At 59.2% G+C, this 24,726-nt stretch carries 25 protein-coding genes and 1 pseudogene; 12 read left to right on the top strand and 14 right to left on the bottom strand.

The window, feature by feature from the left end:
• Window positions 1-3: 3 nt before the first annotated feature.
• On the top strand, window positions 4-465 hold the full coding sequence (locus MPRO_RS19540; RefSeq protein WP_216821335.1) for a hypothetical protein: 462 nt from the start codon (window positions 4-6) through the stop codon (window positions 463-465).
• Window positions 466-509: 44 nt separating this feature from the next.
• On the opposite strand, the gene MPRO_RS19535 is transcribed toward MPRO_RS19540, so the two are convergent.
• From MPRO_RS19535 to MPRO_RS19495, 9 genes are all read right to left on the bottom strand, one after another.
• On the bottom strand, window positions 510-794 hold the full coding sequence (locus MPRO_RS19535) for a type II toxin-antitoxin system RelE/ParE family toxin (RefSeq protein WP_067297039.1): 285 nt from the start codon (window positions 792-794) through the stop codon (window positions 510-512).
• Window positions 787-1,077, bottom strand: a complete 291-nt coding sequence (relB, locus tag MPRO_RS19530; protein WP_245635146.1) for a type II toxin-antitoxin system RelB family antitoxin — start codon at window positions 1,075-1,077, stop codon at window positions 787-789. The genes MPRO_RS19535 and relB overlap by 8 nt, the downstream gene beginning before the upstream one ends.
• Before the next feature lie 75 nt (window positions 1,078-1,152).
• Window positions 1,153-1,707, bottom strand: a complete 555-nt coding sequence (locus MPRO_RS19525) for a recombinase family protein (protein WP_067297036.1) — start codon at window positions 1,705-1,707, stop codon at window positions 1,153-1,155.
• Window positions 1,708-2,102: 395 nt separating this feature from the next.
• Entirely contained in the window at window positions 2,103-3,452 is a 1,350-nt protein-coding gene (locus MPRO_RS19520) for a DegQ family serine endoprotease (protein ID WP_067297032.1), read from the bottom strand.
• Window positions 3,453-3,923: 471 nt separating this feature from the next.
• Window positions 3,924-4,721 carry a prolipoprotein diacylglyceryl transferase gene (gene lgt, locus MPRO_RS19515; protein ID WP_067297028.1) on the bottom strand — a complete coding sequence of 266 codons (798 nt, stop codon included), beginning with the start codon at window positions 4,719-4,721 and terminating at the stop codon, window positions 3,924-3,926.
• A 373-nt stretch (window positions 4,722-5,094) separates the two neighbouring features.
• Window positions 5,095-5,625, bottom strand: a complete 531-nt coding sequence (locus MPRO_RS19510) for a DsbE family thiol:disulfide interchange protein (RefSeq protein WP_067297158.1) — start codon at window positions 5,623-5,625, stop codon at window positions 5,095-5,097.
• Between the two features lie 40 nt (window positions 5,626-5,665).
• A complete protein-coding gene (locus MPRO_RS19505; RefSeq protein WP_067297024.1) occupies window positions 5,666-6,391 on the bottom strand; it encodes a cytochrome c biogenesis CcdA family protein in 726 nt (241 codons plus the stop codon).
• A gap of 95 nt (window positions 6,392-6,486) precedes the next feature.
• Window positions 6,487-7,191, bottom strand: a complete 705-nt coding sequence (locus MPRO_RS19500; RefSeq protein ID WP_082708988.1) for a DsbA family protein — start codon at window positions 7,189-7,191, stop codon at window positions 6,487-6,489.
• 79 nt (window positions 7,192-7,270) lie between these two features.
• Entirely contained in the window at window positions 7,271-7,705 is a 435-nt protein-coding gene (locus MPRO_RS19495; protein WP_067297153.1) for a DUF411 domain-containing protein, read from the bottom strand.
• A gap of 836 nt (window positions 7,706-8,541) precedes the next feature.
• On the opposite strand from MPRO_RS19495, the gene MPRO_RS25975 reads away from it, so the two are divergent.
• Window positions 8,542-8,934, top strand: a complete 393-nt coding sequence (locus MPRO_RS25975) for a hypothetical protein (RefSeq protein ID WP_158651885.1) — start codon at window positions 8,542-8,544, stop codon at window positions 8,932-8,934.
• A gap of 525 nt (window positions 8,935-9,459) precedes the next feature.
• Here MPRO_RS25975 and MPRO_RS19490 read toward each other — a convergent pair.
• The 5 genes from MPRO_RS19490 to MPRO_RS19470 form a co-directional block, all read right to left on the bottom strand.
• Complete coding sequence (locus MPRO_RS19490) at window positions 9,460-10,041, bottom strand: SCO family protein (protein WP_067297021.1); 582 nt, start codon at window positions 10,039-10,041, stop codon at window positions 9,460-9,462.
• A gap of 4 nt (window positions 10,042-10,045) precedes the next feature.
• A complete protein-coding gene (locus tag MPRO_RS19485; RefSeq protein ID WP_067297017.1) occupies window positions 10,046-10,474 on the bottom strand; it encodes a copper chaperone PCu(A)C in 429 nt (142 codons plus the stop codon).
• Between the two features lie 68 nt (window positions 10,475-10,542).
• Window positions 10,543-11,406 carry a cytochrome c oxidase assembly protein gene (locus tag MPRO_RS19480; protein WP_067297014.1) on the bottom strand — a complete coding sequence of 288 codons (864 nt, stop codon included), beginning with the start codon at window positions 11,404-11,406 and terminating at the stop codon, window positions 10,543-10,545.
• 228 nt (window positions 11,407-11,634) lie between these two features.
• Window positions 11,635-13,053 carry a M16 family metallopeptidase gene (locus MPRO_RS19475; protein ID WP_158651884.1) on the bottom strand — a complete coding sequence of 473 codons (1,419 nt, stop codon included), beginning with the start codon at window positions 13,051-13,053 and terminating at the stop codon, window positions 11,635-11,637.
• Between the two features lie 87 nt (window positions 13,054-13,140).
• Window positions 13,141-13,590, bottom strand: a complete 450-nt coding sequence (locus MPRO_RS19470) for a MerR family transcriptional regulator (RefSeq protein ID WP_067297007.1) — start codon at window positions 13,588-13,590, stop codon at window positions 13,141-13,143.
• A 107-nt stretch (window positions 13,591-13,697) separates the two neighbouring features.
• Between MPRO_RS19470 and MPRO_RS19465 the strand changes: the two genes are divergently transcribed.
• The 10 genes and pseudogenes from MPRO_RS19465 to MPRO_RS19425 all read left to right on the top strand — a co-directional run bounded on the left by MPRO_RS19465 (window position 13,698) and on the right by MPRO_RS19425 (window position 24,248).
• Window positions 13,698-16,001 (top strand): heavy metal translocating P-type ATPase, encoded by a 2,304-nt coding sequence (locus MPRO_RS19465; protein WP_067297002.1) that lies wholly within the window; start codon window positions 13,698-13,700, stop codon window positions 15,999-16,001.
• A 115-nt stretch (window positions 16,002-16,116) separates the two neighbouring features.
• Entirely contained in the window at window positions 16,117-16,335 is a 219-nt protein-coding gene (locus MPRO_RS19460) for a TFIIB-type zinc ribbon-containing protein (protein WP_067296999.1), read from the top strand.
• 19 nt (window positions 16,336-16,354) lie between these two features.
• Window positions 16,355-16,837 carry a signal peptidase II gene (gene lspA, locus MPRO_RS19455; protein WP_067296994.1) on the top strand — a complete coding sequence of 161 codons (483 nt, stop codon included), beginning with the start codon at window positions 16,355-16,357 and terminating at the stop codon, window positions 16,835-16,837.
• Window positions 16,837-17,277: a disulfide bond formation protein B gene (locus MPRO_RS19450; protein ID WP_067296990.1), complete on the top strand. Its 441-nt coding sequence runs from the start codon at window positions 16,837-16,839 to the stop codon at window positions 17,275-17,277. Before lspA ends, MPRO_RS19450 begins: the two co-directional genes overlap by 1 nt.
• Window positions 17,274-17,918 (top strand): DsbA family protein, encoded by a 645-nt coding sequence (locus MPRO_RS19445; protein WP_067296987.1) that lies wholly within the window; start codon window positions 17,274-17,276, stop codon window positions 17,916-17,918. Before MPRO_RS19450 ends, MPRO_RS19445 begins: the two co-directional genes overlap by 4 nt.
• Before the next feature lie 262 nt (window positions 17,919-18,180).
• Window positions 18,181-19,275, top strand: a complete 1,095-nt coding sequence (locus MPRO_RS19440; protein WP_158651883.1) for a M23 family metallopeptidase — start codon at window positions 18,181-18,183, stop codon at window positions 19,273-19,275.
• A gap of 86 nt (window positions 19,276-19,361) precedes the next feature.
• A pseudogene (locus MPRO_RS19435) lies at window positions 19,362-19,966 on the top strand (cbb3-type cytochrome c oxidase subunit I); the annotation flags it as partial.
• A gap of 155 nt (window positions 19,967-20,121) precedes the next feature.
• Entirely contained in the window at window positions 20,122-20,271 is a 150-nt protein-coding gene (locus MPRO_RS25225) for a cbb3-type cytochrome oxidase subunit 3 (protein ID WP_082708986.1), read from the top strand.
• 299 nt (window positions 20,272-20,570) lie between these two features.
• The gene (locus tag MPRO_RS19430) at window positions 20,571-23,576 is read left to right on the top strand and encodes a Tn3 family transposase (protein WP_067296981.1); all 3,006 of its coding nucleotides are present in this window, start codon (window positions 20,571-20,573) and stop codon (window positions 23,574-23,576) included.
• Between the two features lie 150 nt (window positions 23,577-23,726).
• Window positions 23,727-24,248, top strand: a complete 522-nt coding sequence (locus MPRO_RS19425) for a hypothetical protein (RefSeq protein WP_216821334.1) — start codon at window positions 23,727-23,729, stop codon at window positions 24,246-24,248.
• Window positions 24,249-24,726: the final 478 nt, after the last annotated feature.

The following is a 24,726-nucleotide window of genomic DNA, read 5'->3' as shown; positions in this document are numbered from 1 at the left end:
GGCATGAGTGAGAGCAAACGAGCGGAACGGGCTCCATGGAATGACTTTCCCCCAGTCATCCGGAACGGCGACCTTAAGGAACTGGAGAAGGGACCGGAGTATCAGGCCGCCAAGGGCGGTGACTGGGGCGGGGCGCTGGCCATGGCCGAACGCCTGGTGCGCCCTGGGACTGTGGACGCCATCCGGTCTATGGTGGGCGACCATCCGGCCAAGATTGTGCCGGTGCTGGCCCGAGAGTCGGCAGGCAATAATAAAATTCCGCTAGCTGCTGCCGAAGTCCTGGGGGACCGCCTGGGGCTGGATGTGGAATATAATATCGTACAGGCAGAGAAAGTAGGACGAACCAATAAAGGGGCGGACCACCGCCTGGCGATGAATCCAACCTTTGACGGTGAAGTGGAGCAGGGCCAGCCTTATGTCCTGGTAGAGGGGTTTGAAGTCCAACGGTACGGAAACGTACGTTAAGAACGAGGGGGCATGAAAGCCCCCGAAAATGGCAATATGGGCAGTTAATCGGTTGGAGGCCACTGCTGCGCTGCATGCAACACACGCAGTATTCGTACCGTAAAAGCGTCCTCCTGGTACACGATAACGTAATTCGCCCAAGCGACCAGCTCTCTAGTTCCTTCGACCCGGCCAGGGCGGCCCATTCTTGGAAAGTCTGGCAGTTTTTCGGCCTTCGCCTCTATATCATCCTTTACGCGCTGTGCTGCATCTGGATTGTCATCAGAGATGTAATCGATAATCCCCAGTAGGTCGGCACGAGCTAATTCCAGCCATTCTAGTTCAGGCACGGCGCTTCCTATCGATCAAAGCTTGTGCCTCATCCATTACCTGCTGATGGGATACGGTTGGTCGAGTGTCGGCCAGTGCTTCTTGAACTTTTGCGCGAAACCAGGCGTCATGGGCTTCCGGATCAGCCGTTAGCCCAACGGGCAACCCTCCCTCTTTGGTTATGCGAGTCAGAAGGATGCGGACGGCATCTGATACCGTCAGGCCGAAGCTGGCGAGCTTTTCCGCCGCATCAGCCTTCAGCTCGTCATCCACACGAACGTGTAGCATTGAAGTGTGAGCCATAATGAATTCTCCGATTGTCATGCATGACCCTATTATGTATCTCAAATGAGATACCGTCAAGCTGTGCCCAAATCACTAAGGCTGGTCAGATTCCAGTATTTTATATACCGTAGAGCGGCCTATTTTGAGTTGCTTGGCGATCTCTGTAGCGCCCATCCCTTGACCACGTAAATCCCATACTTTAGCTCTGTTTACTGTGGGTTTACGGCCAAACTTGATCCCCTTGGCCTTGGCTTCCAGGCGACCCTCGTTGGTGCGCTCCAGTATGCGCTGACGCTCGGCCTGGGCCACGGCTGACAGGATGGTGACCACCATCTTGCCCATCGTTCCCTCGGTACTGATACCATCATCCAGGAACCGAATGGCCACACCCATGTTGTCGAACTCCTTGATGAGCTGGATCATGTCCGCCGTGTCGCGGCCAAGCCGGTCCAGCTTCTTCACCAGGATGACATCGCCTTCCTCCACCTTGAGCCGGAGCATCTGGAGGCCTTCACGGTTCACATGGCTGCCGGACTCCTTGTCGGTAAAAATCCGGTTCGCTCGGACACCTTCAGCCTTGAGCGCCTTCACCTGCACATCCAGTGACTGCTGACTGGTCGAGACGCGGGCATATCCAAAGAGTCTCATGGCGAAATCTGTCTCCTAAATCGATTTATAGACCTTTCGTCTATTAAGTGATGACTAAACGATTTAATAGACAGTTTATGCCGGTCACTTTATGATGTCCACAAAGTTATAAATTAATAGACAGTTAGAACGCTCGCGATTCTTACAGTTATTGGGGTCAGTTATTGGGGTCAGCTCACGAAATGGAAAATACTGTACATCAACATTTCTCCGGCACTTTCTTTACGGCATCCGTCGCACCGCAGCCGGTTTCAGGCACCACAGCGGTCGGCTGCCCCAAGATTACGGTCAACTACGGCCGTTGGATGCCGGCGTGCTCGACTACATCCGGCAGTAGAGTCGCCGAAATAGGCCGACGTCCGGCTCCCTTGGGAGACCAGGTGCCGGCCATCGCCTCAGCGTAGTACCACGAAGAAGACCCCGGGGCCGCGCTGTACCTGCAGCAGCACCTGATCCTGCTCCTGTATCAGTGCCTGCTCGACATCCTCCACCGTCGCCACTTCTATGCGGTTGACGCTGAGCAGGATATCGCCCGGGCGCAGCCCGCTGATCGCGGCCTGGGAATCGCGTGCCATTTCGACGATCTTGACACCGCCTTCCGCATTCGGCGCCAGGTTCACGCCCGTGAGCAGCGGATGCATGCCACTACCGGCCGGACGTTCGGGCTCCCCGACCTTGACCTTGACCGTCACCTCCTTGCCGTCTCGCAGCAGCGACAAAGTCACGGTTTCGCCGATATCGCTAAAGGCGATGCTGTTGCGCAGCTCGCCGGTGGTCGGGGTCGGATCGCCATTGACCGCGGTAATGAGGTCGCCGGCCTGGAGCCCGGCCTTTTCGGCCTCGGAGCCCTTGTGTATATCGGTCACCAGTACGCCGCGCAGACCGTTGTCGAGCTTGAAGGCCTTGCGCAGTGCTGGGTTCATATCCTGGATGGCAACGCCGATCTGACCGCGCTTCACCTCGCCGTGCTCGACGATCTGCTCGACGCTGGCACGCGCCATATTCATCGGAATCGCGAAGCCGATACCGACATTGCCACCGCCTGGGGCAATGATGGCGGTATTAATCCCGACCAACTCGCCGCGCAAATTCACGAGAGCGCCGCCTGAGTTGCCGGGGTTGATCGAGGCATCGGTTTGGATGAAGTCCTCATAGCCCTCGATGCCGAGGCCGGTGCGCCCCAGGGCGCTGACGACGCCGGTGGTGATGGTCTGGCCGAGGCCGAAGGGGTTACCGATCGCAACTACGAAGTCGCCGACCCTCAGGGTGTCGGAGTCCGCCAGTTTCACCTCCTGCAGGTTGTCGGCGTCGATTTTCAGCACCGCGATGTCGACCTCCGGATCGCCCCCCACCAACTCCGCCTCGAAGGTGCGGCCGTCGATCAGGGACACCTGGATCTCGTCGGCTCCCTTGATAACGTGGAAATTAGTGACAATGGTGCCGTCATCGGCATCGAGTATCACGCCGGATCCGGCACTGGCCTGGCGCCGCTCCGATCGCGGTCGCGCCTGTTCGTCCGGAATATTGAAGAAGCGCCGGAAAAAGGGATCACTGAGCAGCGGGTTCTGCTCCGGCTGTCGGGCATAGGTGGCGATATTGACCACCGCCGGATTGACCTGTTCGAGTATCGGCGCCAGCGACGGTAGTTCTCGACCCTTGGGATCGATCATCGGCAGGGCGGCAAGCGCGCCGAAGGACAGCGTGGTCAGCATCAGTAGCGCCAGAAAGCGCGCCTTTCGTCTCATTTTACGTTCTCCTAATCGCCGGCCGAGTCCTTGGTACCCGAAGTGGTGAGACTCGGCCGGATCCTGATACAAGGATTGATAATAAAAAGTCTGACGGGCAAATCGAATCGAAAACCCCATGGGCATCAATAGATTGCGGAAATCAGAAATAGTTCGGCAATGACCTCAGCACTCTATCTCCTATCTCCTCGATCCAGCGCGCCTGCTGCTGCAGCTGGTACATCGAACGATGGGACCTCATCAGCTCATTCCGGCGGCTGCTGGACGAATTCACCGTACTCACCCATGGCTATCCTGATTTAAACGAATGCTGCGATCGTTGGAACCCCACGAGAATGAAGATACCTCGAATGGCAAGACCTGGGCCGTACGAAACGCCAGTGATGCAGCAAAAAAGATCTCCAGCAGGCTGTTGAAAATCCGACTGGCTTCAACAACACTGCCCGCTTTGTAAAAAGCGGCACGGTTCGCTCAAGGTGTCTGGCAATCCACCCGCCGCCGGTAAGCCAGAGCGAGCAGCACCGCGCCGGCCAGTATCATCGGTAGCGACAGCAGCTGCCCCATCGACAGCCAGTCGAAGGCGATGAATCCCAAGTGTTCGTCCGGTTCGCGCACCAGCTCGACCAGCGAACGGAAAACGCCATATAGAAGCAGGAAGAGCCCCGATACCGCCATGCGCGGCCTGAGGTGCGACGAGAACCACCAGAGCACGACGAACAGCACCACACCTTCGAGGGCGAACTCGTAGAGCTGCGACGGATGCCGCGGCACCCCATCGCCGGCCCGCGGAAAGATCACCCCCCAGGGCTGCTCAGTCACCCGGCCCCAGAGCTCGCCGCCGATGAAGTTGCCCAGACGGCCCGCGCCGAGGCCGATGGGGATCAGCGGGGCGACAAAGTCGGCCATTTCGAAGAACCGCTTACGGTGGTGACGCCCGAACAGCCAGAGAACCAGCAGCACGCCGGCCAGGCCACCATGGAAGGACATGCCGCCCTCCCAGACTTGGAACAGCCAGAGCGGGTTATCGAGAAAATAATCGAAATTATAGAAGAGCACATAGCCGGCACGGCCACCGACCACCACTCCCACTGCGCCCCAGAACACCAGGTCGGATATCTGCTGGACAGTCCAACCCGAGCCAGGCAGGCGGGCACGGAGGGTACCGAGTCCCCAGGCCGCGGCAAAACCCACCAAGTACATCAGGCCGTACCAGTGAATCTGAATAACGCCAAGGTTCAGGGCCACCGGATTTATATCATGCACCCACATCAGGGACTCCTCGTTCACAACAGGTTACCCAGCGAGAGTCGCAACTCCACCGGTGCCAGAAAGGCCGTCGCCCGCCCTCGACCACGTTGGCGCAGGCGCCCATCCGCGCGATTGACGGCTGAGGGCGCCACTTAGCACCTCGGTCTATTTGTGAGTCAGCAACGCAAGGGCGACGGACGGTCGTGAGGCCGGTGCCCAACAGGGGGACGATCTGCGCCAGAAAAAGGTGCCGGTAACGCCGGTCATTCAGCGGGGGGCGACATACCTGTATCATTCCTTTGGCAGACATTACGGGACATCGTAGTCTCCAATTGCAACGCCGGCCTGCAGCCTTTTCCATGTGCGAATCGATCAAGCGCTCCACTCACTGGGTCTATTGCTGATACTGTTCGAAGAGCGGGCGGAACTTGTCCTGCCACACCTGTTCATTGACGATGCCGGCGTGGCGCAGCCGGATAATGCCCTCCTTGTCGATCAGAAAGGTCTCCGGTGCGCCGTAGACCCCGAGGTCCAGACCCAGCCGGCCGTCGCCGTCGAACAGCGTCAGTTGGTACGGGTTACCCAAGTCCGTTAGCCATTTCAGCGCCGCGTCGCGCTGATCCTTGTAATCCAGGCCGATGATCGGAACCCGCCGCTTCTCGGCCAGCTCCATCAGAAAGGGGTGCTCGTCGCGGCAAGCCGGACACCAGGTGGCCCAGACATTGAGCAAACTGACCTGTCCTTTCAGGCTATCCTGCGTCAGCATCTGGTCCGGCTGTTGCAACGACGGCAATTCGAATGCGGGCAGCGGGTGCCCGACCAGCGCCGAAGGCAACTCCTGCGGATTCAACGAAAGCCCGCGCCAAAGAAAAAAACCCAAGCCGAACGCTACCAGTAACGGCACGAACAACAGCACTTTCCTCATCCCCATGTAACAGCCTCCATTGATCCGTATGTGTACCCCTTCATCCGATCGCCCCCATGGCTGGGAATAGCTCCAGCATCCAGATGGCGAACAGCGTCAGCTTGCCCGTGATCATGGCGAGGCCCATCAGGATCATGATCAGCCCGGCGATCAGGTGCAGGTAGCGGCTGAAGCGTCCCAGCGCGCGCAGGCGCCGCTTGAAGGTCTCCATGAACAGCGAGACCAACAGGAACGGAATCGCCAGCCCGAGGGCATAGACCGACAGCAGGGCCACGGCCATCCGGGGATCGGCGCTGAGCGAACTCATGGCCAGGATCGCCGCCAGGATCGGGCCGATACAGGGCGTCCAGCCCAGGGCGAAGGAGATGCCCAGCAGGAAGGCCGTGGTCGGATTGCCGGACGGCAGCGACAGCTGCAGCCGAAACTCTCGTTGCAACCAGCCGATCCTGAGCAGGCCGGTCATGAAGATGCCGAACAGTATCACCAGGCTGCCGCCGATGAGAGTCGCCTCGTAGCGGTAGGCCAGCAACAGATTGCCCAGCAGGGTGGCCCCGGCCCCCAGGGAGATGAAGATGATCGAAAAGCCCAGCACAAAGAACAGGCTCAGGACGAGGTGCGGCCAGCGCTGCTGTTCCGGCACCGAACCGCCCTGGCCGGCGACGAACGACAGATACCCCGGCACCAGCGGCAGGGTACAGGGCGACAGAAAGGAGATCAGCCCGCCGGCGAAGGCGCCCAGCAGACCGAGATTGGCAGGATCAAGCACGGCAGGCCTCCAATAGCGTGTACAGCGCCCAGTTCCGGCCCGAGGCCGGCTGGCGGGCACGACAAGCAAACGCACTCACAATAGTATCCTTGCCGTCATTGGGCTTGCCGCGCCCGCTCGATCAGCGTCTCGAAGGTGCGTCGGTCCGCCGCACCGCCCAGCACTTCCGACCCGATGACAAAGCCCGGGGTACCGGTGATATTGAGTGCGCGGGCCAACTCGAGTACCTTGGTCTCGGTCAGGCGCGTGTCCGAGGTCATCAATGCATGGTGCAGCTCGAGGTATTTCCCTTGCTCACGCGCGGCCAGTGCGGCCCGGGCGGCGAAGTCCGACGCTGGCCCGAGGATCGGGAACTCCTTGTAGACGAAGCGCAGTTTCGAATCGGCCTCTGCGAGTGCGGCCATCACCGGCGCCACCTTCTTGCAGTAGGGACAGTTGTAATCGAAAAACTCGACGAGGGTCACGTCACCCTCGGGATTGCCGCCCACCGGGGCGTCCGGGTCTTCGAAGATTTCCGCCCGACGCTCGGCAATGGTCGCCTTGATCTGGCCCTGCTTCTGCGCTTGCTGCTGTGCCTGCCACAGACCAAAGGCTTCGACCACCACTTCAGGATGGCTCAGGATATAGTCCCGCACCCGCTGCTCGAATGTCTCCTCGAGCGGGGCCGATGCAGCGGGCGCGGTCGAGGTCGAGGTCGTGGCATGGCTATCGGCCAAGGCAAGGCCCGCCACCAGGGAAATGACAATCGCCACCATAGTGGCTATCAGTGGCTGCACGATGCGTGAATTTTCCGATTTCATTCGGTACTCCTAGGTACAGTCCCAGCCAGCGGCGCAACAAATGCTCGGGCCGGGAGTGGTCTTGAGACGAAACGCTGTCTTACTCGACGGCGAAAACTCTCGGCATGCCTTCGGATATCTCGTATATCGTGAAGGGTTCGGTCTTGGTACCGCCCATTCCCGGCGAGCCGGCCGGCATACCCGGCATTGAAATACCCTTAATATCGGGGCGCTCAGCCAGCAGGCGCTTGATTGAAGCGGCTGAGACATGTCCCTCGACTACATAATCACCGATCAGAATGGTATGGCACCCCTCCAGCTTTTTCGGTACGCCCAGTTGACGTCTGAGAGACTGAAGATCGTTCGTCGGTATGACCTCGAGTTCGAAGCCCTTCTCACTCAGATAGTCGGCATGCCCCTGACAGCAGCCGCACTGCGGGTTCTTGTACAGCTTGCCTTTGATGGGCTCATCGGCCCAGCTAAGCCCTGGCAGTATCAGGCCAAACAGCAGTGCCAGAACATTCAGTCGTTTCATGATGTATTTCTCGTCTCGATTGCGGTTAAAAGTGATTTCAATCGACTCTAAATCGGGTCGCGGCACTACCGCCCTCCAGCTGGAAGTCCGGCGTACTTGGATGTATCGAGGCATGCCCCGCTGGCATTCCTATATCACCCAATTTGGCGGCAAGTTCAGGCAGCGGATAGCACCCCGCATATCGGGTGTCTGGGGAAAGCCAAGAGATAGCCCAGTCTGCCTGTCACCGACAAGCGCGAATATCAGTCGGGTAGCAAGTCTGTTCGGTCCACGTCGGATTCACCGGGTAACAACGGCAGCTCGCAATATCTTGCTGGCCTCAACCTCTGGCCAGCAAACCTTCAAGCTTGACGTGGGCCGCGTGGAGGTCGGGGTTCAGGGCTCGGGAACCGGCCCTTGTGAAGGGGGTGTTGCAGTACAGTTTGCACAGTGGCAGCAGGCCAGGGGGTCAGTTCGCCACCCCCTATCGCCCCAGGTGGAATATGCACACAGAACAAGTCCATATCGACACAGTCCCCGTCCAGCACGGTAAGCGTGCTGCACCCGGTGCAGGTCTTGGCCATCTCCATCGCAGTATCCGGCGCCCTGGACGCAGCACCATCGATGCCGGCCCCCTGGGTCTGCCAGACAAGACTGATAAGCAGGGCGCACAATGCCAAGCAGGCATATAGTCGACGATACAGGATGGCGGTATTCATGGGCGGATTAAAGCATGGGGCCTGGAGACCTTCAAGCTCGCTCCCGCTGAACTTGGGCTTTCGTATGACGATAGTGGTACCAGCGCGCTAGAAATAATCATCGGCAACTCAAGCCGATGACAACGGACTAAGCGTGCAATGCGTGAAAAACGGGAGCAGCATAAGGTCTGGCTCTATCTCATTGCCATCCTGACCGGAATGGCGATCGGCTGGGCCGCACCAGAGCGGACCGCTCATTGGGAGATATTACTCTGGCCCGTTCTGGGCCTGCTCCTCTACACCACCTCTACCTCGGTGCCTTTGATACATCCGACGGACGCTTTTCGCGACCGCCGCTTTTTGATCGCGCTATTGCTGGGGGCGCCTGACCGGCACCGCTCAGAAGTTCTCTGCACACATGGCGGTCAACCCAATAAACCGGTGCTGTCACCTTCTGAAACTGGATACACAGACCTGTATGGGGCCAGTTCACGAAACGAATCGAACAAAAAATCGTACGTTAGGCCTCATCATCCCTGCTCGGCTCAATGATACGCGGCAAGTAGTGCAATCCGGCCCGCCCAGTCCAGCGCGGCCAGCTTCACGCCGTCCAATACTCGAGGTCAAACCAGGGCGACAGCGTACATCCTCAGAACGATTTCATTCGTAAAACCATCTTTGAAACTAAGCATTGCGATTAGACGCAATTGCAGTACTGCCGGAGGTTGTTGGGTCCTTGTCCGGGCCACTTGAAGACAAGTACAGGTCAAACTGCTCGCGGTTCTGTACGCTGTGTCTGGGGTCGGGGTTACGCCTTGTGCCTAAGATCGCGATCCCCATTCCTCCTTGGCGGTGCCTTAGGCGCTCTCGGTTAAACCATAATGCCACCACCGCTCTTCTTTGCAACAGAGACGTGGTTGGCTTAGATAGTAGGCCCGTGATCGTCATTGGAGCAGCACCGTGACCGGTGCTGCTCCAATGCCGTCAAGACAACGGTCAACCTTCGGATGACGGCGAATCGGCCACTTCCCTGTCATTCAGATCTAATACGGCCACTACTGCCGGGCAAGACAACAGTCAGCCCTGCACGAGCTGAACGATATCGGCGACGATCGCGTCGGGGCTGTCGTCATTGCGAATCAGCAACTGCGCTCGGCCAGCAGCATCGAAACCGTATACGGCGCTGCCATGCGTGACCACATAGTTGCCTTTGGCATCCGGCTCGCCGTAGCCGTAGGTGGTGCGGTAGCGGCTGGTGAGAGTATCGAGCTGTTCCCGGCTGCCGGTCAGCCCAACGAAGCGGTCGCCAAAAAAGTCGGTGTAACGGCGCAGCGATTCGAGGTCGTCCCGCTGCGGATCCACGCTGACGAACAGTACCCGGACCTTGCCCACCATGCCCTCGGGCAAACGGTCCAAGACCTGCCTCATCTGGGCGAGGGTAACGGGACAGACATCGGGACAGCTGGTATAGCCGAAAAACAGTAAGTTGACGGTATTATTGGCATATTGCGCTTCGGTGACCGTTTTGCCGTTCTCGTCGGTGAGGGTGAATTGCAGTTCCGGCATCAGACCGCCAATGTAGCGGGTTTGCCAATCGGTTTGATCGCTGCAACCGGCCATCAGCAGTACCAGCGCCCAAGCCAGAACAAAAGCTTTCATCGTCTTACTCCTGCCAAAGCGGCTTGATACTGAACTGGGCGGTCGCCACTTCGCCACTTTCGAAGCGAAGCTGCACCGGGACCTGGTCGCCCATTTGCAACGGCCGCTGCGGCCCCATGAGCATCAAGTGGTAGCCCCCGGGCGCGAATTCCACCTGTCCTGGCGAAGGTATGCTCAAGGACGCCACCGGCTTCATGGTCACGGCGTCCCCCTGGTCGATGGTCCTGTGCATACTCACGTCTTCGAAGGCTGTGCTCGACACCGACACGACGGTCTGTTCGCGGCCGCTGCGGTTGTCCAGCACGAAAAAGCCCCCCATCGGGCGATCGCCCGGCAGAAAGCCGATCCAGGCATCCCGAATGGCCACTCCATGGCCCGCCTGGGTCAAGGTCGCCAACAGCACCAGTGCGCCTGCAGTGACTGTTCTGATCATAATGTCTCGCCCTCCCTAACCATGGATTTGAGTGAATACAAGCCGGGTGATTCTCATCGACATCAGCCTCAGGCGATATCGGCTGACGGGTTCGGCGCCTCGCTCCGGGTCTGTTCAGCTCGCAACAGCATTCTAAGCACCAGCAGTACCCCCAGAACACTCATCATGGCGGCCGGAATCCAGGTCAGGATCCCACCCAGTTGCTGATCAACTTCAGGCGATATTGGCCAGGCCCGCCCGCAAATCGCATAGATTTCGAACAACTCCTGTCTCGACAGCGCAATATAGGCCCCCAGTACCACCTGCGGTACCGTGATCAGCACCATAATCAGGATGCGCAGACCATAGCCGATGCGCACCGACGCATGCTGGACGCTCGGATTCAACATCAGCCACCAGAACAAGATGCCGTCGATCAACATGCTGGCATTCATCAGGTGGTAGAGCTTTAGATTCAGCATGGCATCGAAGTGCACTTCGGGAATCAACCAGAAGAAAATCAAACCAACAAAGAGGGTCGGTGCAACGGCGGGATGCTGCAATGCCCGGTAGAGCCCCCGAACCAGCCGGTTGCGAACCAGCGGCCGCAACAGCCGTTCGCGAATGCCGACCGGCAAGCCAAGCGCGAGTACCGACCAGGGGGCGGACAACGCGATCAGAAAGGCACCGATGTGATGCAAGACCAGATGCTGCAGCCGATGCATGAAGAACATGTACTGGGCGTAATAATCGAAGCGGGTATGCAACACGAGGTAGCACAGCGCAACGCCTGCGAAAAATGCCAGATGACGACCGAAACCGACCTGCAGCTGCCGCTCTGCCGCCGCGCGGGCGCCCCTGAAGTAGACGGTCAGTACCACGACGGCTGTGCCGGCGATGACGGGCGAAAATTGGTACGGTAACAGCAAGTACAACCAGTCGACCGCCTGCATCAGCCCTCCATGCACTTTACAAGTGGACTGGGACTGTTCCCGGCCCGTCTGCCTGTACCCACTTTAGTCTCAACGGCCGGCTATCGCGAATCAGGTTCAGAGCCGGTTTCGCTTGTAGCGTACGAACCGCCGGAAAAGTGGCCCTCTCCACTCCTATGCATGAGCGTAAGTTGACAGAAGACTGTCGGCGGCCGGTGCCGGCCGTGAATCAGCGTATCTTCAACCGGGTCACCGAACCGTTACGACCAAGCGCGACTGAAGAATGGCATGTACAGACCGGCGTACATCATCTGCCGTGACCTCGTTGATACGCTCTGGCCAGGCCTGCAGGTCCTCGTGCGTACGCCCTGATGTCAGGGCCGTTCCGATCCGCTCAGCCCAGGCGTCACGGTCCCGTTGCAACTGTGCTGTTTGCGCCAGCAACATGCTTTTGGCGTGATCCAACTCTGTTTCGAGGGGTCCCTTTAAGCGAATACTATTCAGCTCCAGATCGATGGTTGCCAGCGCTTGCTCCACCTTCTCTCGCGATGACGCTGTCACCTCAATTGTAAAGGGGGCCAAGCCCACACTGTCAGGCTCATATGTCACTGTAATATCTCGGGCAATCCCCAGTTCACGGACAACCCTTCGATACAGGCGACCTTCCAGATCGCCGCCCAGCAGTGCCGCCAATACTTGAAGCGCGTACGTATGCTCGGCCGCCCCCGTGACGTAGCTCGGGGCGAGGTATTCACGTATGCCGACCGTCTGGCCCCAATTCTGATGCAGGCGGGTAACCGGTAGACGCGGTTGCGGCAGGCTCGCAGTCGCCGCTCGTCGATCAGCAAGAGGGCGGGCCGGAATGCCGACGTAATGCTCTTGTATGACGGGCCGAAGCGTCTGTGTCCGCACCGGTCCAGCGATAATCAAAACAGCATTGTTTGGCGTATACCATTGTCGGTGGTACGCCTTAGCATCTTCCGCTGTAATGCTGGCGAGCTCCTGGGTTTTCCCCAGCACGGACTGGCTATACGGATGGCCTCTATACAGCGCGGAGTGAAGCTGCCGGTGCTGATCGCCTTCGCCTTCAAACCGCTCGTCAGCGCGTTCTTGCCGAATCGCCTTACGTTCGAAGATCATCGCCTTTGCCGTAATGCTCAGTTCACGCATGCGCTTGGCCTCAACGCTCATGGCTAATGGCAAGGCTTCCAGCGGCACTTCCTGATAGTAAACGGTCTGGTCGTAGGCGGTGTAAGCCTCCAACTGAACCGCCTGTCGCTCCAGCGCATGAAAGTCCGAATACCGGTCGTTCATTTCCATGCTGCCAAACGTCAAGTGCTCGACGAAATGGGCGAGGCCCGATTTACCCGGCGGGTCATCGGCCGCACCGGTCCTGTACCAGACCATGTGAAGGACGCTTTCAGTGTCGAAACGGGGGATGACCACAACTCGGAGTCCATTTTTCAGTACAAAAGTGTCCGCAACGCCCAAGAGCTGCTCAGGAGATTTCAGCTCCTCCGACCGTTCAATAGCCGGATCCGACTTGGCCGTTGACAGTGCGCTGGCCGAGAGCGCGATTAACAGGGCCAACACTTTCGCCCCTTTCGCACGAGGCTGCGAGCTCTTCATCCTGTGTTGGCAGGCGCCCTTTGAACGTCTGGAAGTCATTATCTTCACCACCGGCCTCTCCTCTTCACCCGACCTAGGCTACGTTCGCTCAAGCGAGCCTCGAAAATCCCCGCCTGTGCCCAGGCGTCAGCTTGTGTCGATCATGTCACCTGACTGCACTTTTAGATGATCGTTCAGACATTGCGAATGATCACTCAGCACCTCGATCACGCGGCAATCGCCGATGCGTCCGCTCTGGCACTGCGCCACCATGCGCTGCAACTCCTGCCGTAGCGATTGCAGTTGCTCGATCCTGCGCTCGACCGCCATCAGCTGGGCGCGGGCGATCGTATCGGCGGCTTCACACGACTGATCCGGATCGTCGGCCATGCTGAGCAGATCGCGGATGGCATCGAGCGAAAACCCCAGCGCGCGAGCGTGATGGATAAAGGTCAGTCGCTCAACCATGGGCGCGGGGTACAACCGCTGATTACCTACGCTGCGTGCCGGCGCCGGCAGCAGGCCGATCTTCTCGTAGTAACGGACGGTCGGTACCTTGACGCCCGTTTGCCGGGCGAGTTGTCCGATTGAAAGCATAAAAAGCCCTTGAACCTATAGTCGCTATAGATATTAGGATGAACCGAAAGGCTGTGACAAGGGCGCGTCGGAATGACCGCCGCCTACATGCTGGGAGGGCACATCGAATGAATGACACCAAGACGATCTCAACCACGGAACTCTGCTGGATCGTCAGCGGTATGGACTGTGCCGGCTGTGCGGCCAAGATTCGCAATGCTCTGGAACGCATGCCAGGGGTCGGCGAGGTCAGGGTATCGATCATCTCGGAAACGTTGAACCTGCAGCTGGAGGAATCACGCACCTCGCGCGATAAGGTCGAAGCCTCGGTCAGGAAACTGGGGTACGACCTGACCCCAGCCGCGGCCGATCGGGCCCAACCGGATGCGGCGAGCCAGGAGCACGCTTGCTGCTCGGCGGATGCCCAGCCGACGTCGGGATCAGCAAGCGCTTCCGCTGCGCACAAGCACGGACACGCCTCCGCCGAGGGCAAGCAGCGCTGGTACCGGACAGCGAAGGGGCGCTTCGTACTGGGTACCGGCCTGCTGCTGGCGCTGGCCTGGACAACAAAGCTGGCCGTTTCCGATGCCATCGCCTTCTGGGCTTTTGCGCTGGCCACGGTGATCGGTGTCGCGCCGATCGCCCGACGCGCCGTCGCCGCCCTGCGTGCCGGCATGCCCTTCACCATCGAGATGTTAATGACCGTCGCTGCCACCGGAGCGTTGTTGATTGGCGCGGCGGAAGAGGCCTCGCTGGTCGTGTTCCTCTTTGCCGTCGGTGAAGCGCTGGAAGGTCTTGCAGCCAACCGCGCACGCGCCGGTATCCGGGCGCTGACGGCACTGGTGCCGAAAACCGCTCGTCTGGAAAGCGACGGTGGCATCGTCAAGGTGAATGCCGACAGCCTGAAGGTAGGCCAGGTGGTGCTGGTACGACCGGGTGATCGCATCCCCGCCGACGGCGAGATCATCGAAGGCACCTCGGGCATCGACGAAAGCCCGGTCACCGGCGAGTCGGTACCGGTGACCAAGGAAACCGGGGACGCGGTTTTCGCCGCCTCGATCAATACCGAGGGCGCACTGCGAATACGCGTCACCCGGGCGGCCGCCGACAACACCATTGCCCGGATTATCCGCCTGGTCGAGGAAGCGGAAGCCAGCCGGGCGCCAACCGAACGGTTTATCGACCGTTTCAGTCGCTACTACATGCCGGCGATCGTTGGCGTAGCGGTTCTGGTCGCGCTCGTGCCACCGCTCCTCTATGGCCAGCCCTGGGACACTTGGACCTACCGCGCCCTGGCCCTGCTGCTGATCGGTTGCCCCTGTGCGCTGGTGATCTCGGTACCGGCCTCCATTGCCTCGGCGCTGTACGCCGGTACCCGGCGCGGACTGCTGATGAAGGGGGGCGCCGTCATCGAAGCGGCCGCGAAAACCCGCTGGGTTGCCTTCGACAAGACCGGAACCCTGACGCAGGGCCGCCCCGCGGTCACCGATGTCGTCGCCCTCGCCGCCGGGGACGCGGAGGTGCTGCGCCTGGCCGCGGGTGTCGAGGTGGGCTCCAGCCATCCGCTGGCTGAGGCGCTGCTCGCGCATGTCGAAACAGAGGGCATCCCGGTCCCGGCCGCGACCGGCGCCCGGGCGCTGGCGGGCCTTGGCATGGAGGCCGAGATTGAGGGCGAACGGGTCGGCGTGGGCTCGCCCCGATTCGCGACCCAGCAGGGCGCCATGAATACAGCGGCCGAGTCCGCGATCGCCGCGCTGGAGAATGCCGGCAAAACGGTGGTGGTCGTCTTCCGCCAAGGTGCGCCGCTCGGGCTCATCGCCCTGCGGGACGAGCCTCGACCGGACGCCGCCGCCGCGATCACCGAGCTCAAGTCAATCGGTGTTCAACCGCTGATGCTGACCGGTGACAATCCGCGCACCGCCGCGGCCATCGCGGACCAGTTGGGACTGGAATACCGCGCCAGCCTGATGCCGGACGACAAGGTCGCGGCGGTGCGGGAACTGGCGGCCCAGGGGCCCATCATGATGGTGGGCGACGGCATCAACGATGCCCCCGCCCTGGCGGCGGCGCATGTCGGCATCGCCATGGGCTCGGGTACCGACGTGGCGCTGGAGACGGCGGACGGTGCGCTGCTGCGCAATGACGTCGGCGATGTGGCCATCAAGATCCGGCTGGCCCGCACCACCATGACCAATATCCGTCAGAACGTGACGCTGGCCCTCGGCCTCAAGGCCGTTTTTCTGATCACAACGGTACTCGGGTTCACCGGCCTTTGGATCGCTGTGCTCGCCGATACAGGGGCGACCGTCCTAGTCACGTTAAATGCGCTTCGGCTGCTGCGCTTCAACCCGACAGAGCTGCCGCCATCGATGCCGAGAAAGTCGCGCACGAAAGATGCGGCCCAGCGCCTGGCGTCCCATGAGATGCGGTGAATGAAACTATTGGGAAGTCCGGCTGTCTCCCTTCGTTCGAAGAGATTTCAAGAGACGACGACGGCCGTCTTCTCCGTGAAGCACCGTGGGTACACAATGAGCGAGGAACAGGACGATGGCTATGCTTTGCCCGGTATGTAAAGTCGAACTGGTCATGACGGAACGTCAGCACATCGAGATAGACTACTGCCCCCAGTGCCGGGGCGTCTGGCTCGACCGGGGCGAACTTGACAAGATCATCGAACGAAGCACGACGCAGGAGTCGGTGCGCAGTGCTGGAAAAGCCCATCACGGCCATCGCCGCAAGTCATGGTTCGAGGAATTGTTCGACTAAGCAAGGAAAATAGCGTCTAGTGATTGCCCACATCATCTTTCCAGCAGGCATTGCCTTTATCGTCGATCAGTTGACGAAGTGGCTCATCCTCGAGCATGTGATGCAACCCCCGCGGCTGATAGAGGTCCTGCCGTTCTTTAACCTAACGCTTGGCTTCAATACGGGTGTCAGCTTCGGGCTCTTCAGTGAGACCCTGGCAGCACAGCCTCAGGTCCTGATTGTAGCTAACCTGCTGATCGTCATCGGACTGCTTGCCTGGGCTCAGCGAACCCCTGTCTTGACCGAACGTCTCGGCATCGCCGTTATTGCCGGTGGCGCGCTGGGCAACATCGTCGATCGTTGGCGACAGGGCGCCGTAACCGACTTCCTCGATTTTCATTGGGCCGGCTGGCACTGGCCTGCATTCAATGGCGCCGACGTTTTCATCTTTGTGGGGTTCGTGCTGATGTTCCTAAGCTGTATTCGAAAAACAAGTTGCCAGGTGCGGGAGGGTCAAGTCTGATGATCGCTTACAGGCTACCCTTCTTGCGCGATACCTGGAATGTGCTCTTCACCGCCTGGCTAGTGGCGCTTGTCGCGACATTCGGCGCGCTCTTCATCGGCGAGGTCATGGGGCAGGCGCCCTGCCAACTGTGCTGGTATCAGCGCATTGCCATGTTCCCATTGGTGCCGATACTGGGCATTGCCTGCCAGAGGGATGACTCCTCGGTGCACCGCTACGCCCTGCCGCTGGCCGGCATTGGCGGCCTCATCGCACTCTGGCACAACCTGCTGTTTTTCGAGGTCATCCCCGAAACCATTCAGCCCTGCGGGCAGGGCCCCTCCTGCAGCAGCGCGGATATGACCGTTCTGGGCGGACTGCCCTTGCCCGTTTTGTCGGTTGTGGCGTTCGCAGTCATCTTTTTCCTGTTATTCAACATTAGACACAAGACACCTTTATGAAAAGACGCACCCTTGTCGCCGGTACCGCGGCGCTTGCAGTCGCCGCTTTCGCTGGCGGCACCTATATCCTGAACAACCAACAGCAGTCAAAATTGGCGACGGCAGCCGCCGCTGGCGACTTGCTCGTACGTCCGCACTCTCCGACACTGGGGCCAGCGGGGGCGCCTGTGACCATTGTCGAGTTCTTCGACCCCTCCTGCGAGGCCTGTCGTGCCTTTTACCCTTTGGTCAAGCAGATCATGTGGCGCTTCCCCGGTCAGGTCCGCGTGGTGCTGCGCTATGCCGCTTTGCATAAAGGCTCGGATGAAGCGGTCAAGATCATTGAGGCGGCGCGCCTGCAGAATGTATTCGAGCCAGTCCTGGAAGCGTTACTGGATGCCCAGCCTACCTGGGCCAAGCATGAAGGACCGGACCTGGCCAAGGCATGGGACGCAGCCGCCAGCGCCGGTCTCGATATCGAAAAAGCCAAAGGCGATCTGAACAGCCCCGCTATTCTGGACGCCCTCAATCAGGACACCGCGGATCTGCAGGCGCTCGGCATCAGCAAGACCCCGACCTTCTTTGTCAATGGCCAGCCCCTTGTCGACTTCGGCCCCCAGGGGCTGCTCGAGCTGGTCCAGAACGAGATCGAAAAGTCCTGATGGCCGTACAAGCGGCCATTCATCCGTCATTGGCCTTCGGCTAGGTGCATCCAAGCATCACCTCATTCACCCGGTACTTGGGTACCGGGTGGCTCAATCGAAAGAATCAAGTTTCAGACGACATGGCAACAACATGGTGAAAATCAGGACGAAACCCTGCGCAATGCGTCTGCTACCACTGCTGTTTGCAGCCTCATTGGCAACAAAAGGGGTACAGGCCTCTCAACCGGCAGCGCCAGGGGACTTAGCCTCGAAAGCCCACGTGTCTCTGGCGACCAGCAGCCTCACCGTTCGCGCCGGCGATACCCTCGACCGTCTACTCGATCAGGCGGGACTGTCCCCGGCGCTCCGACAAGAGGCCATACTCGCCATCACCACGCAGTATGACGTGACGAGACTGCGCCCCGGGCAAACACTGACGTTTTATTGGCGCCCCCTCCCCAGCCGGCACCTCGAGCGCATCGAGATGAGGGTCGAGGAGGGTGCGACAATCGAGATTGACTTCAGCGATACCGTTACCGCGCGCCGGCTGGTACCGGAACTGGAAACTTATGACAGAACGGCTGGCGGGCACATTGTCGGATCGCTCTACGACACCCTGGTGAAGCTGGAGGCTCCGCAACGTTTTGCTGTCGACCTGCCGGAAATGTTTGGCAGTCTCGTCGATTTTGACAGGGAGCTGCGTGGCGGTGAGTCGATCGCACTGCTGTGGCGCGAACAGCAGAATACAGACGGCGTGCGCGTGGGTGATCAGGTGTTGCGATATGTCCAACTCGAGCTGTCCGACCGGGTACTGGAGATCATGCTCGATGCCGACGAAGCGACTGCGGCGCTCATTTATCAGGACGGCAAACCGGTTCGGCGCCTGACCAAACCCGTGACCGGCGCACGGCTGTCATCGGTGTTCGGCAAGCGCTGGCATCCGGTGTTCGGCAATATGCGCATGCACACGGGGGTCGACTACGCGGCACCGCGCGGCACGCCCGTTAGGGCCACAGCTTCTGGACGCATTGCCTTTAAGGGGCGGCTACGCGGCTACGGGCGTGTCATCGACGTCGACCACGGCAATGGCACCGTCACGCGTTATGCTCACTTGTCGCAGTTTGCCACCGATCTTGCCACCGGACGCCAGGTTGTCACGGGCGCTGTTATCGGCGAGGTGGGTGCCAGCGGTACGGCGACAGGCCCCAACCTCCACTACGAAGTCCGCCTCGAGGGTCGACCGGTCGACCCGCTAAGCGCCCGTCCCAAAGCCGTCGCCTTCCAGGACCGGGAACCGACCAGCGATGACCGTGACAAGCTGCAGGATTATCGCTTTCTGTTCCCGACGCTGCTCGCCGAAAACGAGACCGGATGACCGACTCGACAATACAGCGCCCAGCAAGCGTGCGATAAACACCTGCACACGTTTGGACTCATCAATCTCGTCAAAGGGGGACTGACATGAATAATGCAGCCGAACATCCCACCTACAACTACCGGGTGGTCCGCCAGTTCGCCATCATGACGGTGGTATGGGGCACCGTCGGCATGGCCGTTGGTGTGCTGATCGCCGCCCAGCTGGTCTGGCCGGCACTGAACTTCGATACGCCTTGGTTGACCTACGGGCGCATCCGTCCGTTGCACACCAATGCGGTCATCTTCGCCTTCGGCGGATGTGCCCTGTTCGCGACGTCCTATTACATCGTGCAACGTATCTGTCAGGTACGGCTGTTCTCCGACACCCTGTCGGCCTTCACCTTCTGGGGCAGGCGGTCATCGTCACGCTGCCGATGGGCCTGACCACCTCCAAGGAATATGCCGAACTCGAGTGGCCGATCGATATCCTGCTCGCGCTGGTCTGGGTCAGTTACGGTATCGTCTTCCTCGGCACCGTGAAGATCCGCAAGACCTACCACATCTATGTGGGCAACTGGTTTTCCATGGTCTTCATCATCACCGTCGGCGTGCTGCACATCGTCAACAGCCTGGCGATTCCGGTCTCGGCGTTCAAGTCCTACTCCGTCTATCTGGGCTACTTCGTTCGCTGGCTGGGCGGCGCCGATGCCACCAAGAAGAGCAAGATGGTCGTGTCTTACACCGACGAGCAGATCGATATGGCTGCCGACGAGATGAACGGCAAATACGAGATTGATGCGCTGGTCGCCTACCTCCAGTCGCTCGGAAAACCCATTCCCAATACACCAACAAGCGGTAATCAACCATGAACTACGAAGTGTACGGTCCCTATCTGCCTGTCATCATGCTCATCACCTTTATCGCTTTGTTCATTTGGGTGCTGCTTCCAGGGCACAAAAAAAAGTTTGAGGATGCAGCCAAACTTCCCTTTGCCGACGAAGAGAAAAATCATTGACTGTAGAGCTACCGCTGCCGTTGCAACGGTACCTGACTGAAGACCGGGGCACTGCTTCAACGAGTCGTCCCTGATACCGGCCCAAAAGAGTTTCCTGCATTGGTTAAGCCCCGGAATCGATACTCCGGGGCCACCACCAGGTGCCGCCGTTCCGACGCCCTCCGAGATCGCGCTGCCTTCGGGCATGAGTGTCTGCACGAAGGGGAGAACACAGAATTCGGATCGGATAGGCTATGGCTGGTAACAGTCACATCCGATCCGTTTCGTGAGCTGACCCCTTATTGGTTGGGGGGGGATACATGCCCGTCGATTTTTTAACCTCGGAACAGAAAGCCAGCTATGGGCAATTTTCTGGCGAACCGAATGAAGTGCAGCTGGCCCGCTACTTTCATCTGGATGAAGCCGACCTTGCTTTCATCCTTCAAAGGCGTGGTGATCAGAACCGTTTCGGTGTCGCCTTACAGTTGGGCAGCGTTCGATTCCTGGGAACCTTCCTCGCCGATCTATCACGAGTGCCGGCCAATGCCCAATGGTTTGTCGCGCGACAGCTTGGCATCACCGATATATCAATCCTGTCCACCTATGCACAGCGTGAGACCACGCGGCGGGAGCACACGGCCCAGATCCGTACCCAGTATCAGTACCGGGAGTTCACGTGGCCGTGGTCCTTCCGGCTGAACCGCTTGCTCTACACACGCAGTTGGATCAGCAACGAACGGCCCAGCCTGCTTTTCGATCTGGCCACCGGTTGGCTGATACAACATAAGATCCTGCTACCTGGAGCCACAACACTGACGCGCTTGATTTCCGAAGTGCGCGAGCGGGCTACCAGTCGCTTGTGGCAACGGCTGTCGGCGTTGCCGACATCGGAGCAGACCGCAAAGCTTGAGACGTTGCTTCAGGTTCCGGAGGGAACACGAACTTCCCACTTTGACCGCTGCCGCAAGGGGCCAGTGACGATCAGTGGTCCCGCCTTCAATGAGGCGGTTGGCCGTTATCAGGAGTTGAAGGCCTTCGGCATGCATGAGCTGGATTTTACCGGCATCCCGCCCGTGCGCTTTAAAAACATCGCCCGTCACGCTGGAATGATTTCTATGCACAAGATAGCTCGCATGCCGGAGAGAAAGCGCACGGCCATCCTGGCGGCCTTCGCCAGAGCATATGAGACCATCGCCCTCGATGAAGCCCTGGACGTGCTGGATTTACTGATTACCTATATTGCAAGTGAGGCCAAAAAGCTGGGCCAGAAAAAGCGGTTACGGACACTGAAGGATCTGGATAAATCCGCGCTGGCCCTGGCGGAGGTTTGTGCCCTGATCCTCAACGAAAGTACGCAGGATGAACTGCTGAGGTCGGCCATCTTTGCCAGAATACCGCGTGAAAAACTGGCGGCATCCATTGCCACCGTCCATGAACTGGCTCGCCCCTACGACGATAACTTTCAAGATGAAATGGTGGAGCAGTATGGCAGGGTCAGACGCTTCTTGCCGAAATTACTGTGTGATATCGAGTTCAAAGCAGCTCCGGCGGGCAAGGCGACCCTGGACGCTCATCAATATCTGGCCGGTCTGCTGGAATCGCGCAAGCAGCTACTGGAAGAGGCGCCACTGGACATTGTTTCCAATCCCTGGAAACGCCTGGTGTTTGACAAAGAGGGACGAGTCACCAAGCGAGGCTACACACTGTGCTTTCTTGATAAACTGCAAGACAGCCTGCGCCGCCGCGATGTCTATGTAGAGAACAGCGATCGCTGGGGTGACCCAAGGGCCAAGCTGTTGCAGGGCCAGGAATGGCAGGCCAACCGTATTCAGGTCTGCCGGTCACTCGGTCATCCACTGAACCCCCAAGAAGCGATTGATGCTCTGGTGCGGCAACTGGATGCCAGCTACAGCCGGGTGGCCGCCAACTTCGATGACAACAAGGCCGTTGAATTGGATCTGTCCGGCAAGCGGCCCACATTGACCATCACGAACTTTGATAAGCTGGATGAACCGCCCAGCCTGACGCAGCTCTCTCAGCAGGTCGAAGCCTTGCTGCCCAGCGTGGATCTCACGGAGCTGTTGCTTGAAATAGACGCTCATACCAGCTTCGCCGACGAATTTACCCATGTCAGCGAATCCAATGCCCGTGCCGAGGACCTGACTGTCAGCATCTGCGCGGTGTTATTGGCGGAGGCCTGCAACATCGGTTTGGAACCGCTGATCAAGCACCAGGTGCCCGCATTAACCCGACACCGCTTGAACTGGGTCAAGCAAAATTACCTGCGGGCTGAAACTCTAGTGAAGGCCAACGTCAAATTGGTCGACTACCAATCCACTCTATCCCTGGCCGGGAAGTGGGGCGGCGGCGAGGTGGCTTCCGCCGACGGTATGCGGTTTGTCACACCCGTCCGCACCATCAATGCTGGGCCGAACCGGAAGTACTTTGGTCCCAGCCGCGGCATTACCTGGTACAACTTTGTCTCGGACCAGTTCTCCGGCTTTCATGGCATTGTCGTCCCTGGAACACTGCGTGATTCCATCTTTGTGCTGGAGGGTCTGCTGGAGCAGCAAACCGGCCTCAACCCGGTGGAGATCATGACCGATACCGCCGGAGCCAGCGACATGGTGTTTGGCTTGTTCTGGCTGCTGGGGTACCAGTTTTCACCGCGCCTGGCTGACGCCGGTGAATCTGTATTCTGGCGCGTGGACAAGGCCGCCAACTATGGCGCATTAGATGAGCTGGCCCGCAGTTGCGTCAGTACCCACAAGATCGAACAGCACTGGGATGACATGATGCGCATTGCCGGTTCGCTCAAACTGGGTACCGTGCAGGCCTCCGAGCTGATCCGCTCGCTACTGAAAAGTGATCGGCCTTCCAGCCTGGCACAAGCCATCATTGAAGCGGGCCGAATCAATAAGACCCTTTACCTGCTGAACTACGTGGATGATGAAGACTACCGCCGTCGGATTCTGACCCAGTTGAATCGCGGGGAAAGCCGTCACGCAGTCGCACGGGCCATCTGCCACGGCCAGCGTGGTGAAATCCGGAAACGGTACCGGGAGGGTCAGGAAGATCAACTTGGCACGTTGGGCTTGGTGACCAACGCTCTGGTGCTGTGGAACACGATTTACATGCAGGCCGCCCTGGATCACCTGAGACGACAGGGCAAGGACGCGAAAGAAGAGGACGAGGCCAGATTGTCGCCACTCAGCCATAAACACGTGAATATGCTGGGCCACTACTCATTCACCCTGGCAGAACAGGTGCTGAATGGGCAGCTCAGACCGTTGAAGCAGCTATCGGACCTGGACGAATGGCCTTAGCGTACGTTTTCGTTCCGCTGGACTTCAAACCCCGTAGACGACACTCTAACCATGGGCGGGACCATTGCCAGCTTGCGCGGTTACATCGAGAACAGAGGCGGCCAAGTGTTATGTGCTGCTGTTATGACAGCTCACCCCGGCGCCCTGGACATGGCGATAAAATCTAAAATGCTGGCTGACATTGAGCGCAAGCACGGCCAGGCGATGAACGACTATTGGAGGAATGAATTTGGCTACCCAATCGAACAGCTCACCCAAGGCGAAGCTGGACACCTCAGAGCAGCACCAACGGTTGACGCAATCCGAGATCGAATCACTGCGGCAAGAGAGTCGGCAGGCTGGACAGTGGATGAAAGAACAGCTGGCGAAGCGGCGGCAGAAAGCCCAGGCGTGAAACGCGGTCCTCACCAGGAGAAGGCCGAAGCCTTCAAGCAGTTTTCGAGCAAGGATCTATTGGAGCAGTACCCCAACGATAAGGCCATCGAGGAGGCGGCGGCCGTCCAAGCTGTTGCCGGTAAATTTGCCCTGGAGCAGATCCCCGATCCTGACAGTCGCGCCCGCTTCCTGGAGAACGTCCGCGACCGAATAGCCGACAACCTGGAGCATGGCCGCGAGAACACCGCTCCACGCATTTTAGAGAGTCGGGACCAGGACAACGACCTGGAACGCTGATTACTCCCCTTTCGATGCCTCCGCAGCCTTGTGTGCCGCCCATACTCTTTTCACAGTCGATTTACTGCACCCCGCAAGGTGCGCCGTATCGGCTACCGATTCACCCCGGATGTCGTTTTCAGAAGACAGCTGCACGGAATATCAGTAGCCGATAGCACTACTTGGGTTAGATATAACGAGTAGGCAGGGTTAGAACGCTGACCTGGCCCCCACCCACCCACCCACCCACCCACCCACCCTGCCTGGGCTGGGCTGGGCTGGGCGGCGGGATTTAACGTAACAGGGATTATGGCCTAGGCAAAAACCTTGTTCCGGACGGAGTACCGCCCGCCGTCGCCGGCAGCATTTCAAGCGGACTGAGCGATCAGTTGATCAAGCCTCTGTAGCCGTTCTTCAAAATACTCACCGCACTTAGCGCCTCCAGCCTCTTTGTAAAACTCATACGCTGATTCAGTAGCCGCCTTGGCTTCCTTAAGAC

Source organism: Marinobacterium profundum, from assembly GCF_001528745.1.
In the GTDB taxonomy this organism is placed as follows: Bacteria; Pseudomonadota; Gammaproteobacteria; order Pseudomonadales; family Balneatricaceae; genus Marinobacterium_A; species Marinobacterium_A profundum.
The sequence above is the reverse complement of the archived record's forward strand: the minus strand, read 5'-3'. Positions and strand labels throughout refer to the sequence as shown.